The sequence below is a fragment of the Zobellia russellii genome (genome assembly GCF_018728565.1).
Taxonomy (GTDB): domain Bacteria; phylum Bacteroidota; class Bacteroidia; order Flavobacteriales; family Flavobacteriaceae; genus Zobellia; species Zobellia russellii.
In genome coordinates, this window is record NZ_JACSOI010000002.1 from 534,234 (window position 1) to 552,180 (window position 17,947).

Below are 17,947 nucleotides of genomic sequence, written 5' to 3' on the forward strand. Positions count from 1 at the left end.
GAAAATTGAATCAATGAATAAAATAATAACGACTGGTATTTATTTGCTATTTACCTGTTTAACTTTTGCTCAAGAAAGACCGAATATTATCTGGCTCATGGCCGAGGATATGAGCATTGACTTAGAGTGCTACGGTATGAAAGGTGTTAAAACACCCCATCTGAACAAGATGGCGAAAGAAGGCGCTAAATTTGAAAACTGCTTTGTAACCAACCCCATTTGCTCGCCTAGTCGTTCTGCAATGCTAACCGGTACACACCAAGTAAAAATAAACGCGCACCATCACCGAAGCAATAGAGACGTTCCATTGGATGAGCGGTTTAAACCTTTTACCTATTGGTTAAGAGAAGCCGGCTACACAACTATTTTAGGCCACCATGGTGTAATGGGAAAAGGGCGCAAAATAGATGCTAATTTTAAACATGAACCCATTGGTCCTTGGGACGGAAAAACTCAGTTCGGGATTTTTGACAAGTACGATACTTTTGAGAAAGAAGACCAACCGTTTTTTGCCCAGATACAATTGGTAGCTAGTCATAGAGGTGATTGGTGGGACGAGGTTCGTGAAAACTCAAAACACCCTGTAGACCCTTCAAACGTAGAATTGCCCGAATTTATGGCCGACGTCCCAATCATTCGTCTGGATTGGGCCAAGTATTTGGACCAAATTGAGTTTTTGGACAATGAAGTAGGCATGATTTTTAAAGAATTGGAAGACAAAGGAATGGCTGATAATACCGTTGTTATTTTTATAGGTGACAATGGCCGTTGTAATATTCGTGGAAAAGGGTATTTACAAGACCCGGGCTTGCACATTCCACTTCTCGTTTATTATCCCAAAGATATAAAGGCCGGTCAGGTTAGAAAAGATGTGGTTTCTGCTACGGATATTACCGCAACCGTATTGGATTTTGCCCAAGTAGACATTCCCGAATACATGACCGGAAAACCTATATTCGATTCTAATTTTAAACGTGAGTTTGTCTACGGAGCACGTGACCTTTGGGACGAGATAGAAGAAAAATCCCGCGCCATTACCTCGGGAGAATGGAAATATATTAGAAATGACAAACCCGAAGTTCCTTTTGACGCAGGACAGGCGTATTTAGAATTTTATCGCCCTGCCGTGCACCGAATGCGTGCCCTAAAGGCCGAAGGTAAATTAAACGAAAGCCAAAAGCTGTTCTTTGCCCCCAACAAGGACAAAGAAGAGTTATACCATCTTACTACAGACCCTCAGGAGCTCCACAATTTGGCAAAAGACCCAAAATATGCAGATATATTGCAAAAAATGCGAGCCAAGACCGAGGCCTATGATATAGAAATGAAACCCGTAAACACCATATACCATCCTGAGCACGCTATTTCTGTAGATGCCCTAAAATGGGTAAAAGAAGAGCGGCCCGAAGAATACCAAAGAATGTTAGACGGAGAAGAAATTGGCTTTAAAAAAGCCGTTCAAGGATACAAAGAAAGTTTAAAATAGTTGTGTTAGTTAGATTGTTTTAAGTCTCCGGATTACGAGTTTCCGGAGGCTTTTTTTATGCCCTATCGGGCTAGCCCTTTCTTGGTTTACTATTAAGCTTGTGCATATAACTTACAATAAAATAACGCCCCAAACTATCAGAGGTGGTTTCTTCAAAATAATTGGTAGTACTGCGTCTGTAGATATCAATATTCTTATCGAGTAAATCTATCAAAACCAGTTTTAGGACATGGCTTTTCTCTTTGGAAAAAGCATAGGATACCGTAGCGTTCCATAGGGGAATGTTCTCGTCTGAAGCAAAAGCATTATCCGTATAAATAAAATAATCAAACTGGGTATTAAAGTTCACATTGTCACTTAAATCGCAATCCAACATAGAAAAATATTGCTGTTTAGTGTACTTACGATCTAAATCACGCTCTATTGAAAAGGATGTGTTGTTTACGCTATAGGTAGCTCCCGCTTTAAGGTCCACAACACTTTTGTTACTATTCTCCAGCGTTGCACTCACGAGAAAATCTTGGGAAGTAACTTCATTAAGCTGAAAATTTATAATGGCGTTATTGGTATTAAAGAAATTCCTGTTTCGGAAAGAGTAGCGCAATCCTAAACTTTTTATCTTCTGGCTAAACCCAAGTATAGTATTCAATCTTCGTTTGATTCCATTATTCTCGTAACTCAAGGTTCTAACGTAGTCATCATCTACATCAACACTCTTAATTATAGCATCTTTTGAATATTGAAATTGAACTCGCGAATTAAAACTAAAGGACGATTTAAAATCATGCACAATGGCGGACACGGTCAGGGCATCCATCCTTTCGGCAACCAAATCCGGATTTCCCTTACGTATAGAAAACGGGTTCAAATCGTTGATTACCGTAGAACTTTCAAAAGGTCTTGGCGTGCGAATATTCTTTTTATAGCTCAACCTGTATTTTCTACCTCTTTTGGGCACGTATTGCACCGTGGCCAGAGGATTAACGAACAACCTGTCCGTTACCGTGGCCGCTTCGTTTACAACCCCGAACCTCCTTACGATATCTTGTAGCTCCAGGGCCGCATAGGTATTGATTTTTCCCGTGGTGTAGCTATGCGCCAACCTGGTTTGGTAGTTATTCTCATTATGGTCGTAATCGTATTTTAGGATTTCCTCTTTGTTCTTCGCATTTACGGTTATCTTATTCTGATAGACATTTTCATTATCTATTTTATTGCCCATATAGGACTCCAACTTCATATAATGATTGCTCCCAAGGGGTTCTGTATATTTAAAATTAAAATTGACCAATGATGTATTGAGTTCTTGTTCCCGTATAGTATTCAGTTCCCTAACAGATTCCTTAGGGGTATTTATACGCCTAGTGATCAATGTATTTTGATCGTTCTTCATAGTAGACCGATTAAAGGTCGTATTTAATCCTGTTGCCAAGCTCCTACCCTTTTTGCGCAATTTTTGATAGAAATTAAGTCCCAAATTGGCTCTTTTCCTATCCCGATCTACAGTAGACACATTATCATTTGCCGTATTTAGTTCTTCTTCTTTAAAATAGCGTCCCATACGGTTGGAATAGCTATTGACTACATCTGAAATCATTTGCCCTTTAATGATCAAACTATTATTAGGATTGGATTTGTTCCTGTAATCCAAATTAAGATTGTGATCGTTCTTGGTGTTTACGTATTCGTTCTCGGCTACATAGTCAAAATTATTAGCGTTGGAAAAGGTGATTCTTTTAGATACGGAAGTACCGTCGTTTTTAGAATAGTTATAGAAATAATCTCCGTTCAAGGATTCTTTCTCCTTAAACTCATGTCCCACATTTATCCCTGCCACTCCCGTATTTAAATACCCACTTAAGCTTTTGGTCTTTTGTGCAGAGTTCTGTTCTTCTTCCTCATCATCGCCATCAACTCCATCGGAATTCTTTAAAAAATCCTGAATATTTGAACCCGTTATATTTATGTTGTTAATTTTACCAATGACCGAAAACTGGGTTTTAGAGGTAAACTTGTTGTAATTGAGGTTGCCAAAATAACGATTATCAAGCCCCAGACCTGCCGAAGCTTTTCCAAAGCCGTTATTCTTTCTCGATTCTTTTAAGGTAAAATTAATGACCACCTCCTTATTTCCGTCCGCTACACCGGTAAGTTCGGACTCATCACTCTTTTTATCAATAATCTCTACATTACCTATGGCGTCTGCGGATAAATTTTTGAGTACAATAGAGGGATCGCCACCAAAGAATTCCTTTCCATCGATCATGATTTTAGTCACTTGGTTCCCCTGGGCGTTCACCTTTCCATCAGAATCTATTTCCATTCCTGGAATTTTATTCAACAGCTCCTCTAAATTATCATCTGGATCCACTTTAAAGGCGCTGGTACTAAAAGCTATGGTGTCTTGTTTAATCTGCACAGGCACCACTGCGGTTAGCGTAACCCCCTCAAGTTCGTACGTATCTTCTATCAGTGTCAGTTTTCCAAAGTCTAGGGCCTTTCCCGTATAGGTAATGTTCTTGTATAAGGAGATATAGCCCAAGGAAGAAACATTTAAAATATAATCTCCTTTTTGGGTTTCGGCTATTTTAAACTCGCCATTTACATCGCTAATGGTATAATCTACGTAGGTAGAATCTTTTGTACTCAACAAGACAATCGCAACGGCTTCCAAGGGTTCGTTGCTTTCAGAAAGTACAGTTCCCGAAATAGACTCGGGTGACTGAGCTTGTATTGAGCAGAAAAATATAAAGAAGAGAAAACACAGAGCTGCCTTTCCTTTTTGAAAATTTACCATTAAACCTTAATTGAATTATAGTGCTAAAAGAGCAATGTCTAAAGATAAAATGAAGCAAATAAACAGATGTACATAAGAATACAAGAAATGTATTGTTGAGTACACATTCTATGATCGGTATGATCAATTTGCTCTAATAATGCAACAAATGATCAATGGCTCAAACTATAACAAGTAAAATAAGTACATTGCTTAGTGCTTTATCTTATAGGCCAATAAATTTGTTTCACTCTTGTTATAACCACTATCAAAGTCAAAAAAACTTTACAACTATGAGATTACGTATTGCCCATTTTCTATTTTTCCTTTTTTCTATTTCTTCCCTATTGAGTTTAGGCTCCTGTAAAGAAGAAGCAAAAACGGAACAAAAGACGGTTTCACAAAAAGAAAAGCAGCCCAATGTAATTTACATTCTAGCGGATGACCTTGGCTATGGGGATTTAAGCTCATACGGTCAAACAAAGTTTGAAACGCCCCGTATTGATGAATTGGCGGCTAGAGGCATACAGTTTACACAGCATTACAGCGGAGCTCCCGTTTGCGCTCCCGCCCGCTCATCCCTAATGACGGGACAACATACGGGCCACACTCCTATTAGAGGTAATAAAGAACTTGAAGGCGAGGGTCAAACGGCCCTGCCTGGCAATGCGGTTACCGTAGCCGAAATCATGAAAAAAGCAGGCTATACCACAGGAGCTTTTGGCAAATGGGGATTAGGTTTTATTGGCAGCGAAGGCGACCCGGTTGCACAAGGGTTTGACGAATTCTACGGATACAATTGCCAGCGTATGGCGCACAGGTATTACCCTCCCCATTTATGGCACAATGAAGACAAAATCTTACTTGATGGCAATGACTGGACAAAAACCGAAACCTACGCACCGGATAAAATTCAGGAAGCAATTTTGTCATTTATAGAAGCCAATAAAGAAAAGCCCTTTTTCGCCTACGTTCCTTTTGTTTTGCCTCATGCAGAATTAATTTCTCCCAAAGACTCCATTTTTGATAAGTTCAAGGACAAATTTGAGGAAACGCCCTTTACGGCGGAAAACGATTTTACCTCGGACTATGGTCCTGACATTGTTCACATGGAATATGCTCCCCAACTTAAGCCGCGCGCTGCCTTCGCATCTATGGTATACCGTATGGATGTGTATGTAGGGCAAATATTAGATAAACTGGACGAACTGGGCATTGCGGAAAACACCATTGTTATGTTCGCAAGCGATAACGGCCCACATGCCGAAGGTGGTGCAGACCCTGAATTTTTCAATAGTTCTGGAGGACTAAGGGGCATTAAAAGAGACTTGTACGAAGGTGGTATACGCTCTCCGTTTATTGTTACATGGCCCAATAAAATTAAACCTGGCTCAACCTCCGATCATGTTTCTGCATTTTGGGATGTTATGCCTACATTGGCCGAAATCACTAATACAGACGTTCCGGCCGCTAGTGACGGTATTTCATTCCTTCCCACCCTCTTAGGCAAAGAAGGCCAAAAAGAACATGACCACCTGTATTGGGAATTCCCTATTCAAAAAGGACGAAAAGCAGTTAGAAAAGGGGACTGGAAAGGTGTTATTTACAATTTTACCCAAAAACCCCAAGGCCAATTTGAGCTTTATAACCTAGCCGATGATCCATCTGAAACCAAGAATATTGCCAATGAACATCCAGAAATAGAAAAGGAGATGAGGCAAATCATGGAAAGCGAAAGTGAGGCATCAGAACTGTTCCCTTTTGAGTAGTTTTCGATTTAAAAACCAACCAAAAATTAAACCATTGCATATCCTATGAAAACCATTTATTTTCTTCTAAGCCTTATTTTATCGGTTTCCTGTTACGCCCAGAAGCCGAACAATACTAATTCAGAAAAGCGTCCCAACGTAATCCTGATTATGGTTGATGACCTTGGGTACGAAGGAATTGGCAGTTATGGAGGTACATCTTACAATACCCCAAACATAGATAAACTTGCTGCTACCGGTATGCAGTTCAATCAGGCGTATGCACAGCCGCTATGTACTCCTACACGTGTAAAACTTATGACGGGGCAATATAACTTTCGTAATTGGGAAGCTTTTGGAATTTTAAATCCTAAACAAAAAACGTTTGGCCATATCATGAAAGATGCAGGTTATGCTACCTGTATGGTGGGCAAATGGCAACTACAGAGTTATGACCCTCCAGGCTACCCAGGAGGTGAACACAGAAGAGGTATTGGCATGAAAGTAGAAGATGCGGGCTTTGATGAATACAGCATGTTTCACGCCTTTCACACAGAAGACAAAGGTTCCCGGTTTGCCAATCCAACAATTTATCAAAACGGAGAATTCCTAAAGGAAACAGATGGTAAATATGGCCCTGACATTTTCTCGGAATATTTAAACGATTTTGTTGGCCGTCAAGCGGATAAACCATTTTTTGTGTATTACCCTATGGCTTTAACGCACGGTCCCTTTAATCCAACACCAGATAGTTCCGATTGGAAATTTGCTGAAAAAAGATTGAATGACGAAACCGTATACTTTAAGGATATGGTAGAGTATTTGGATAAAATTATCGGGAATATCGTAACTAATCTAGAAAAGAAAGGCCTACGCGAAAACACGCTTTTAATGTTGTATTCCGATAATGGCACACACCAAACCATTTTTTCCAAGATGGGAGACCTAACAGTTCAAGGTGGGAAAGGTTTAACTACCGAAGCAGGTATTAAAGTCCCTTTTATCGTCAACTGGCCCGGTCATATAACAGAAGGCAGCGCATCAAATGAGTTTATTGATGCCATAGATTTTATGCCCACTATTCTTGAAGCCACTAACACCCCGACCCCTGCCGGTTTTGAGCCAGACGGGGAGAGTTTTTTACCGGTCTTGAAAGGGGAGCCTGTACAGCGTAGAGACTGGGTATTTATGAGCTACGACCCTAAACCAGGTTGGGACAAAAAACAATTTGCCCCGGCGGAATTTGTACTGAACGCCAACTATAAACTATACGGAGACGGCAGGTTCTATAACACCAAAAATGATGTACTGGAAAAAGATTCGTTGCCATCCAGTAAACTCTCTACACAGGAAAAACAGCTTAAAGGGAAATTTCAAAAGGTTTTAGACTCATTAAAAAAATACCCCACTTACGGGTGGATAGAACGTTTAGCTCCAGAGTTTGATTCGCTAGTATCAAAACATGCCCGTATTGAACTGGTTGCCGAAGGTTTCAACTGGTCCGAAGGCCCGGTATGGTTACCAAAGGAGCAAAAGCTCATATTTTCCGATGTTCCCGAGAACAAAATTTACCAATGGCATAATTTAGACGGGCTCAGCTTGTACATGTCCCCTTCGGGAGGTACGGGAATTGCAAATGGCAATACAGGAAAGGGGTCTAACGGACTTATTCTTGACCCTCAGGGAGATTTAGTTATTTGCCAAGTAGGAGACCGTAGAATAAGTAGACTTGCAAGTTTGCAGGATTCGCTTCATCCAAAGTTCACCCCTATTGTAACCGATTATAAAGGAAAAATATTCAACTCCCCCAATGACCTGGATTATGACGCTAACGGAAACCTTTACTTTACGGATCCTGCTTTTGGTTTAGGTAATGGTAAAAGTGCCATTGGTTTTAACGGTGTTTATTTTTTGAGCAAGGATAACAAATTAGTTCTCTTAGATGATTCTATAAAAGCCCCTAACGGCATTGCCGTATCTAATGATAACAAAACCCTTTACGTTGCGGACTCTTTTAAAGAACAACCCAAAATCCTAGCGTATGATATAGTAAGTGACGGAAAAGTAGCCAATAAAAGAATATTCTTTGATGCTACTCAACTTCACAAAGCCAGTATTAGTAAACAGTCTCCTGATGGAATGAAAATTGATAAAAAGGGGAATATTTTCCTAGCCGGTCCTGACGGGGTTTTAGTTATTTCTCCCTCTGGAAAGCATTTGGGAACCATTAGAACCGATAAAAACACTGGAAATTGTGAGTTTAGTGATAATGGTAGGTACCTGTTCATTACTGCGGACGATTATCTTTTAAGAGTAAACCTAAGGCCCTATTCCAAATAAACCGCCATGTACAAAAACTATACTTTATCTATTCTTTCAATAGGTCTTTTACTCCTTTCTTCCTGTGCAGAAAAGAAAAAAGAAGAGGCGAAAGTTACCCAAGAACGTCCCAATATAATTCTCATAATTGCCGATGATATGGCTTGGGACGATAGTGGTGCCTATGGCCATCCCAATATAAAAACACCCAATATAGACCAACTGGCACAAGACGGAATGCGTTTTGACAATGCCTTTTTGACTGCCAGTTCGTGCAGCCCCAGCAGAACCAGTATTATTACCGGCCTATACCCTCATAATACGGATGCCGAACAACTCCATTGGCCTTTACCATCGGATAGAGTGACTTTTGTGGAGGAGCTTAAAAAATCTGGCTATTGGACAGCGCAAGCGGGCAAATGGCATTTGGGCGACTCCATCAAAGACCGCTTTGACCTTGTAAAGGACGTAGGTACACAAGGTTTTCAGTTATCGCCAACAGGTGAAAAAACAAAACAAACGGGTGATGGTAGTGGTTGCGAAGAATGGGTACCCGTACTTCAACAAAGACCGGAAGACCAACCTTTCTTTCTGTGGTTGGCGGCAGTAGACCCCCATAGACCCTATACCGAGGACATTATTGACAACCCACATGCCTTAGAAGATGTAATTTTACCCCCGTATTTCCCGGATACCAAAGAGGTTCGTGAAGACTTTGCCCATTATTACAACGAGATTACCCGTCTTGATAATTACGTAGGTAAAGTAGTGGCGGAATTGGATAAACAGGGCATTTCGGATAACACTATGATTCTATTTATTAGCGATAACGGCAGGCCTTTTCCTCGTGATAAGACCACTCTTTATGACGGCGGTATAAAAACACCATGGATCGTAAAGTGGCCCAATGAAGTAGAATCCAATTCTGTTAATTCCAACTTGGTAAGCTCAATAGACATTGCCCCCACCTTCCTGAAACTAGCAAATTTGGAGCCTTTGTCCAGTTTTGAAGGTGAGGACTTCTCACCGCTATTAGAAAACACCAAAACAAAAGTAAGAGATCTTATTTATGCCGAAGACCATTGGCATGATTACGAAGATTACACCCGTGCGGTACGCTCGGAAGAATACAAATACATCCGCAATTTCTATACGGATTTACCCAACACCCCATCTGCGGATGCTTTTGTTGGAGGTACATTTAAATCTATGCAAGAGCTAAAGAAAAAAGGGGAACTCAACCAAGCGCAGTTAGCTTGTTTTATAACACCGCGCCAAGAAGAGGAGTTGTACGATGTTGTTAATGACCCTTACGAGCTAAAAAACTTGGCACAAGACCCAGCGCATCAAAGTACGCTTGAGGCGCTTCGTAAAGAAATGAATAGCATCCGTAAAGCTTCAAACGATAGTCTTCCGGATTTTAGAACACCGGATGAATTTGATCGCGAGACAGGAAAATCCAACTCATTCAGAAAAAGACCTCGACCTTCAAAAGTGGAAATGGAGAAAATTATCAGGGCCATGAAAAAGTAGATACCCTTTAAAAACCGACCACTGTTTCCATTTTCAAATCGGTGTCCACTCTATTTTTTCCCCTAACTCTAAAAAGTGCCGTAAAATATTTTTTACCCTTTAAATATTTAGTTTCAAAGGTCTTGAGGCTATCCACATTGGTAAAGTATTCAACGGTGGCACTCACCCCTATATCGTGTTCCGAAAAGAAAACAAAATGCTCCGTAGCACCAATACCCGGGTATTTTGAAACTATGGCATACTCTTGGTCAACGGAAGAAGCTCCAAAGGCAAACGAATTATCCTTCTTAGTAGGATGACCGGACAGCTCCAACGTTTGTCCAGATAATTTAAAGTAAGGATTGGCGTCATTAAAAAATCCGATAAATTGATTATCGTTCTTTACTGGCCCCGCGTAAACGGCATTGCCTTCCTTTATTTCCGGCAAAGTAGTTTGTGTAGAAAAACGGATGGAGAATTGTTGGTCATAGGTTTGAAAAAATTGTTGCAAATATTGGGTTGCCATAGCCGCCATACGAGTAGTATAGCTATAGTTTGCAGGACGTAGCACCCCTTGTAACTCTGGCTTTCTCTTTAAAAGGTCATAAAACTCATCAACATTGTTTATTTGAAAGTCTCTGGTCCAGCCCCTACCACCGGTCATGGTTTTACCCATGGCACCAAAGTGATCCCCCAAAATAACGTTAGTAGAAGTATCCGAATCCAAAAAAGACTCCCATAACAACGGTTTCTTTAATGGCATTTTATTCACCAATAACAATATCAAGGCTATGAGCAATAAAGCATAGGGTAAAATTTGCGTCCAACTCAATTTTTGCACCCAACCTACCGGCACCTGCTTCTTTACAAACCTTACTTTATACTGGCCTTTATCAATTTTTAATTGCCATGCATCAGTACTGCCTTCGCTTGCATAGTAGGTGGCCAACTTTTTTCTAAGGTTGTAAATATTAACCCTCACCCTTGGATTACTTTTTTCGTCCGTCTGGCTATTCTTAAAAAACTCAAGCTCTATTACGGTCTCTTTTAGGTGCTCCCCTCGTTTGGTAGACTCATAAAGATATTGTAGCAACCCCCTACTTGTAGGCGCATTTTTAAAAGTTTCACTATCCCTAATTTTAGAAACTACCTCTTGTTCTATTTTTTTCGTCAGTTGCATATAGAATACAGTAAAATGGGTGCATCCCGTTCAACTTTAACCGTTATAGCTACCGTTAAAGAGAGGTTAAAGTACTAATAATAAAGTGTGGAACATACATTTGCTAGTATCAATTTTATTTCCATTCCAGAAAACATGCCCGAATACCATTCTAAAAAACAACAAATGAAAATCACTTCTACCTTTATCCTACTGCTACTATCCATTTTGGGAGCGAGTGCCATGCAGAGCAACGCACCATCAACAGATGTGGAAACACAAAAAGTTTACCTCTCAGGAACAAGTAAAGATGATATGGTAGACTGGGAATTCTTTTGTTCCGATGGTATGAACAGCGGTAAATGGTCAACTATTGGCGTACCATCTTGCTGGGAGCTACAGGGTTTTGGAAATTACAACTATGGAAAGGATGACTTTGACGTGCGTAAGAACGAATATGGGCTTTACAAACATCAATTTAATGTTCCCAAAGACTGGAAACAAAAAGAGGTGAAAATTGTCTTTGAAGGTGTTATGACGGATGCCGAAGTCAAGATTAACGGAAAACTTGCCGGTGCAATACACCAGGGTGCGTTTTACGAATTCAAGTACAACATTACCAAACTCCTGAAGTACGGCGAAAAAAATTTATTGGAGGTTAAAGTCAATAAAGCTTCCTCCAATATGTCCATTAACCATGCGGAAAGACAAGCCGATTTCTGGATTTTTGGCGGCATCTACAGACCGGTTTATTTACAGGCTTTTCCAAAAGAAAATATAGAACGCGTAGCTATCGACGCCAAAGCGGATGGAAGCCTTGAAGCCGATATTTTTACAACATCTAAAAAAGCACAATCACTGCGCATTTCATTATTGGATATCAACCACAATAAATTGCAAGACTTACCAGCCACCAGCATTACCAAAGAAAACGGAAAGTGGAATTTTGTTTCAAAGGCAAAGTACATAAAATCATGGAATCCGGAATCACCTCAGCTCTATTTCCTGAATATAGAACTCTTGGGTAAAAAGGGTGAAGTGCTCCATAAAACTATGGAACGTATTGGCTTTAGGACGGTTGAAGTTCGTGAGGCGGACGGAATCTATGTAAACGGACAACGAATTAAGTTCAAAGGTGTAAACCGTCATTCATTTTATCCCTCCTCGGGAAGAACCACTTCCAAAGCACTTAGCATAGAACATGCAAAAATGATGAAAGACATGAACATGAATGCCGTTCGCATGTCTCACTACCCACCTGACACACACTTTCTAAATGCAGCGGATTCTCTTGGTCTTTTTGTCATAGACGAAGTCTGCACATGGCACTCTCCACATTTGGATACAAAAGTAGGTGAGAAAATAGTTAAAGAAACCGTAGTTAGGGATGTGAACCACCCATCTATTCTTCTTTGGGCCAATGGTAACGAAACAGGCTGGAATACTGAGTTAGACGATGATTATGCCAAGTGGGATATCCAGAAAAGAGAGGTCATTCATCCTTGGAACATCTTTAACAAAACCAACACCATGCACTATCCTAGCTATCATATTTTTGCTTATGATGCCTACGCCAAGGATAAAATCTATTTCCCTACTGAATTTTTGCATGGTCTATATGATGGTGGCCACGGTGCCGGATTAGAGGATTATTGGAAACAGATGTGGAACATGCCACTATCCGCTGGAGGTTTTCTTTGGGATTTTGCAGACGAGGCCGTTGTTAGAACGGACAAAAACGGCATACTGGATACAGATGGTAATCACGCTGCCGATGGTATTGTTGGACCTTATGCCGAAAAAGAGGCCAGTTACTTCAGTATTAAGGAAATTTGGTCTCCCGTTCGTATTGAGGACCGGTTTATAAAGCCTGATTTCAACGGTATTTTCAGGGTACAGAACAGATATCACTACACCAATTTAGCCGATATTAAAATGGTGGCCCAATGGGTACAATTTGATGGCCCCAAAGGAACGGATAAGGTTAAAATCCTATCCGAGGCCACGGTACAGCTTCCCAGTTTAGAGCCAGAGAGCACAGGAACCTTTAAAGTAAATTTACCGGAAAACTGGCAATCATCGGACGCGCTATATTTGACCGTCACAGACCCCAGCGGATTAGAAATATTTACTTGGAGCTACCCTGTACAAGCACCAAAGGTCACGAACAATCGCAACATTAATCGCTCAGAAGAAGGAACGATTACCACCCATATAGATGCTGGAAACATTACCGTTATAGCTAACGGAATACAATATACATTTTCCGAAAAAACAAGTTTGTTGCAAGAAGTGAAGAAAGGAGCTAGAATTATTCCCTTCAACAACGGACCGCTAATTTTTGACCACAAGGACAAAATAGAATCCTTAAAAGTAAACGAGCTTAAGGATCAAGTAGAGATAGTTACTGTTTTTGAGGCGTCCGACAAATCTCCCAGTTGGGCCAGCCACAAAGAATATAGTTCCGATGTAATTAAATGGACAGTTCACTCCAACGGCCTATTGGACTTGCATGTTGAAATTAGAGGCAAAAAAATAGTGGAAGGGTTTAAAGGCATTACCTTTTCTTTTCCGGAATCCGAGGTTGCCGGCATGAAATGGCTGGGAGACGGTCCTTACCGGGTTTGGAGAAACCGCATGAAAGGCACCAAACTAAAAGTTTGGGAAAACGATTACAACAACACCGTTACGGGTGAATCTGGTTTTGTGTATCCAGAATTTAAAGGCTTCTTTTCCAGTTTGTATTGGGTGCAGGTGAAAAGTAAAAATAATACTGCTTTTACAGTATACTGTAATTCCGAAAACACTTTCCTACGCATGCTAACCCCGCAACAACCAAAAGAAGACCCCAATCATAGAGTTTCCGTAGATTTTCCGGAAGGCGATATTTCTTTCGTCAAAAATATTCCGGCCATAGGAACCAAGTTCCAAACCGGGGATAAAATGGGTCCCCAGGGAAATTCAGAAAATTATTTTGGAAATGATGATGAGCCCATCAGTATAGACCTGACCTTTGAATTTTAGACTGAAAAGTTACGAAACGCCATAAACTAAAAAGAGTCTCATCGGTTTCGACAAGACTCTTTTACGAGAACACTATATGAAAATGAAAAAATTTAATTCTGTTTGATTAACACTGTAAACTTACGGTGGTCCTACGCATTTTGAAAAAATATGATGTGAAGTGGCCGATTTCTGTTGTGAAAACGTCTTTTCTTGTAATTCCACTCAAAATACCCCCATATTTATCCAACATAGGACTGGGCTTTTTCAAGTTAAAACACGAAAAAGAATCTAAAATATGAGGAACCCTATTTTAGCTAAAGCTATAAATTTCGGTAAGTTTTGTTATTGAAAGGCCGGAAACCCGGTAATATCGGCTCCTGTAATCAACAAATGAATGTCATGGGTGCCTTCGTAAGTAATTACACTCTCTAGGTTCATCATATGGCGCATAATGCTATATTCTCCTGTAATTCCCATTCCCCCCAGCACCTGCCGAGCCTCTCTGGCTATCTTGATGGCCATATCTACATTATTACGCTTGGCCATAGAAATCTGTGCAGAAGTAGCCCTACCCTCATTCCTTAATTGCCCTAAACGAAACGCCAATAATTGTGCTTTGGTGATTTCCGTTATCATCTCGGCCAACTTTTTCTGCTGTAATTGGGTAGCTGCTATAGGTTTACCAAATTGCACACGTTCTTTAGCGTACCTCAAAGCGGTATCATAACAATCCATAGCCGCACCGATCGCCCCCCAAGAAATACCATAACGGGCAGAATCCAAACAACCTAAAGGAGCCCCTAGTCCAGATTTATTGGGCAACAGATTTTCCTTTGGCACCTTAACGTTGTCAAAAATAAGCTCTCCGGTAGCAGAAGCCCTTAAAGACCATTTATTGTGTGTTTCCGGTGTTGAAAAACCTTCCATTCCCCGCTCAACTATAAGTCCGTGTATACGGCCCTCTTCGTTCTTGGCCCATACCACAGCAATATCGGCAAAAGGCGAATTGGAGATCCATAGTTTGGCTCCATTCAACAAATAATGGTCGCCCATATCCTTGAATTTTGTTTCCATACCACTTGGGTTGGAACCATGATTGGGTTCTGTAAGTCCAAAACACCCCATCATTTCACCCGAAGCTAGCTTGGGTAAATATTTTTTTCGTTGTTCTTCGGTGCCATAAGTGTAAATTGGATACATGACCAAAGACGACTGTACAGAAGCCGTTGAACGCACACCGCTATCCCCACGTTCTATCTCCTGCATAATTAGTCCGTAGCTAATTTGGTCCAATCCCGCTCCACCATATTCCTCAGGAATATAAGGTCCGAATGCTCCTATTTCTGCCAATCCACCTATAATTTGTTTCGGGAATTCCGCTTTTTGGGCATACTCCTCAATAATGGGCGAAATATCCCTTTTTACCCATTGACGTGCTGCATCACGCACTAATTTATGTTCTTCGGAAAGAAGGTCATCAAGGTTAAAATAGTCTGGAGCTTCGAACAAATCAGGTTTCATAAGATGAATTTTAATCAAATATACTGATGAAACGTAACATTACGAATACAAATTGTTACATTTTTAAATAAAAATCTTTGGTCAGCGCAATGTATTCGTTGGTGTACTCATGCCTGCTTGTTTCAATGGTAAGTTCATTGGTCTCCGGCGCTACTTTCTCAAAACCAAACTGCAATAAACTGCGTTTTATTTTAGCGGTAGAACTTCCTTTTACATGGGTAATTCGGTTTGGGTATAAACCATAACCGGCTGCCATTTTGAGAAAAGCGTTCTCTTCTTTAAATGGAATTATAGTGGCAAACGCCCCTTGCTTAGCCATTAATTTTGATACACCTTCCAGCAACTCATCAAAAGGTAACGATTGATTTTGTCTGGCTTTATCCCTAGCAGCGTTGCCACTTGAGACATCCTCTGCATAAAAAGGGGGGTTAGAAACAATTAAATCATACGGATCTTCCCATTCTTCCACAAATTCATCAAGACCGGCATGGTAACAAAATAAGCGATCACCCCAATCCGACATTTCAAAGTTAGATACACACTGTTCATACGCACCCTCATCTATTTCCAAAGCATCAATAGTATCCGCAAGGCCACGCTGGGCCAGCATTAAAGCTATTACCCCTGTGCCGGCGCCAATATCCAAAATAGACTCTGGGTTATTCTCAATAGATGCCCAAGCCCCTAACAGCACCCCATCTGTACCTACTTTCATGGCACATTGGTCTTGACTGATATTGAATTGTTTGAATTTAAATAGCTCGCTCAAAATAAACTGCTTTTGATAATAAAAAGGACTTATTAATCCGTTAGGTTGTTAAGAATTCTACTTTTTGCATCCGCCAAATAACTTCTTCCAACGGTATATCTAATACCGCCTACCTCAACACTGTTACCTTCAACAACACTTACTTTGTCTACTGCAATAGTATAGGACCTGTGAATTCTAATGAAGTTATCTCCCGGTAACTCTTCCGTAAAACTGCTAAGTGTTCTATGTATTATATACTTTGCTGTTGGTGTAATAATTCTGATATAATCCTTAAGACTTTCAATCACCAAAATATCATCAAGATATATCTTCTGTAGTTTCTTCTTATCCACTTTTACAAAAATAGAGGGCCTGTCTTCTTTATCCGGCACACCTCCAATTTTTTTTAACCCTATAACCCGGTTTACAGATTTAAAGAATCTTGGTAAGGAAATGGGTTTTACCAAATAATCAATAGCCTCCAATTCAAAACTCTTTAACGCATGCTCTTCGTGTGCCGTAGTCATGATAACAAAAGGCTTCTTATGTAGGGTACTTAAAAATTCCAATCCGTCAAGAAAAGGCATATTAATATCCAAAAACATAATATCTACCTCATTATCCCTTAAAAAAGTTGATACATCAAGAGCATTTGAAAAAGTAGCTTCTAGCCGCAATTCCTTGACCCTATTAACATAGTTCTTAATTACGTTCACCGCCAAAGGCTCATCATCTACCACAATTACTTTCAAAATCATTTTACCTTTAGCTTTAAAAACACATTGAACATTTTATCTTCTTCAAAAATTCTTAAATCATATTCATTTTTTGCATACCCCAGCTCCAGACGCTTTTTAACATTGGAGAGCCCTATACCTCCTTTTTTTACAGGGTAAACATATTCTTTGTTTACGAGAGGTATAGAATTAGATATTCTGAAATCCATAAAACCGTCTTCAGCCTTAATGTCAATTTTAATTTTCATCTCACCTATATTCATACTTGCTCCATGCTTAAAGCAATTTTCAACAAGGGGAATCAGCAACATTGGAGGTATTTTACAATTGCCAAAATTACCTGAGATATTCATATCTATCTTCAGAGAATCATCAAACCGAATACGTTCCAAATCTATATAATTTCTTATACAATTAATTTCACTGGACAAATCTTGTTGTTGCTTCTTTGTTGCGTATAACAAATAACGCATAAGCTCAGACAACTTTAAAATCACTTCCGGTGCTTGATCAGATTTTTCTAAAGTTAAAGAGTATATATTGTTTAAAGTGTTAAAAAAAAAGTGTGGAGAGACCTGCGACCTTAAAAACCTAAGTTCTGTCTTCAACTGGCGCCTTTCCAAATCATGAATCTTGCTATTTTCCCTTAACCAATCAATAGTTAATTTAATAGCTGTAAAGAATGAAATGACATAGACTTCCCCTATCATGGTCTGAACTGCATAACCAATGGTTAATGTATTAATAACCTTTGGGCCTTCTGGCATGACATCCGTACTTACCAGATAATAGGTTAAGTTATACTTTACCATTAGCATTATTAATAGTGCCAATAATATATATACGGTGTACTGAAAATACTTTTTAGTATATATAAACTGGGGCATTAAATAGTATGCATTTACATATGCCAATAACATGTGAATAGGAAA

General features: G+C 39.9%; 11 protein-coding genes. 5 read left to right on the forward strand and 6 right to left on the reverse strand.

Annotated features, from left to right (window positions below; genetic code table 11):
* Positions 1-13 precede the first annotated feature (13 nt).
* Positions 14-1,486: a sulfatase family protein gene (locus H9565_RS07770; RefSeq protein WP_215438641.1), complete on the forward strand. Its 1,473-nt coding sequence runs from the start codon at positions 14-16 to the stop codon at positions 1,484-1,486.
* A gap of 70 nt (positions 1,487-1,556) precedes the next feature.
* Here the strand turns inward: H9565_RS07770 and H9565_RS07775 are convergent, their stop codons facing one another.
* Positions 1,557-4,283: an outer membrane beta-barrel protein gene (locus tag H9565_RS07775; RefSeq protein ID WP_215438642.1), complete on the reverse strand. Its 2,727-nt coding sequence runs from the start codon at positions 4,281-4,283 to the stop codon at positions 1,557-1,559.
* Between the two features lie 272 nt (positions 4,284-4,555).
* On the opposite strand from H9565_RS07775, the gene H9565_RS07780 reads away from it, so the two are divergent.
* Genes H9565_RS07780 through H9565_RS07790 form a run of 3 tightly spaced genes read left to right on the forward strand, consistent with a single transcriptional unit; the run spans position 4,556 to position 9,862 of the window.
* Positions 4,556-6,031 (forward strand): arylsulfatase, encoded by a 1,476-nt coding sequence (locus tag H9565_RS07780; RefSeq protein ID WP_215438643.1) that lies wholly within the window; start codon positions 4,556-4,558, stop codon positions 6,029-6,031.
* Positions 6,032-6,076: 45 nt separating this feature from the next.
* A complete protein-coding gene (locus H9565_RS07785) occupies positions 6,077-8,350 on the forward strand; it encodes a sulfatase-like hydrolase/transferase (protein ID WP_215438644.1) in 2,274 nt (757 codons plus the stop codon).
* A 6-nt stretch (positions 8,351-8,356) separates the two neighbouring features.
* Positions 8,357-9,862, forward strand: coding sequence for a sulfatase family protein (locus tag H9565_RS07790; RefSeq protein WP_215438645.1), 1,506 nt, complete (start codon positions 8,357-8,359; stop codon positions 9,860-9,862).
* A gap of 7 nt (positions 9,863-9,869) precedes the next feature.
* Here H9565_RS07790 and H9565_RS07795 read toward each other — a convergent pair whose 3' ends face one another.
* Positions 9,870-11,021 (reverse strand): hypothetical protein, encoded by a 1,152-nt coding sequence (locus H9565_RS07795; protein WP_215438646.1) that lies wholly within the window; start codon positions 11,019-11,021, stop codon positions 9,870-9,872.
* 87 nt (positions 11,022-11,108) lie between these two features.
* Between H9565_RS07795 and H9565_RS07800 the strand changes: the two genes are divergently transcribed.
* Entirely contained in the window at positions 11,109-14,024 is a 2,916-nt protein-coding gene (locus H9565_RS07800) for a glycoside hydrolase family 2 protein (protein ID WP_317195433.1), read from the forward strand.
* Between the two features lie 324 nt (positions 14,025-14,348).
* Here H9565_RS07800 and H9565_RS07805 read toward each other — a convergent pair whose 3' ends face one another.
* The 4 genes from H9565_RS07805 to H9565_RS07820 are packed head-to-tail and all read right to left on the reverse strand — an operon-like array spanning position 14,349 to position 17,827.
* A complete protein-coding gene (locus H9565_RS07805) occupies positions 14,349-15,527 on the reverse strand; it encodes an acyl-CoA dehydrogenase family protein (protein ID WP_215438647.1) in 1,179 nt (392 codons plus the stop codon).
* 55 nt (positions 15,528-15,582) lie between these two features.
* On the reverse strand, positions 15,583-16,296 hold the full coding sequence (locus H9565_RS07810) for a tRNA1(Val) (adenine(37)-N6)-methyltransferase (RefSeq protein WP_215438648.1): 714 nt from the start codon (positions 16,294-16,296) through the stop codon (positions 15,583-15,585).
* A gap of 32 nt (positions 16,297-16,328) precedes the next feature.
* A complete protein-coding gene (locus tag H9565_RS07815) occupies positions 16,329-17,036 on the reverse strand; it encodes a LytR/AlgR family response regulator transcription factor (protein ID WP_215438649.1) in 708 nt (235 codons plus the stop codon).
* Positions 17,033-17,827 carry a sensor histidine kinase gene (locus H9565_RS07820; protein ID WP_246560378.1) on the reverse strand — a complete coding sequence of 265 codons (795 nt, stop codon included), beginning with the start codon at positions 17,825-17,827 and terminating at the stop codon, positions 17,033-17,035. The genes H9565_RS07815 and H9565_RS07820 overlap by 4 nt, the downstream gene beginning before the upstream one ends.
* Positions 17,828-17,947: the final 120 nt, after the last annotated feature.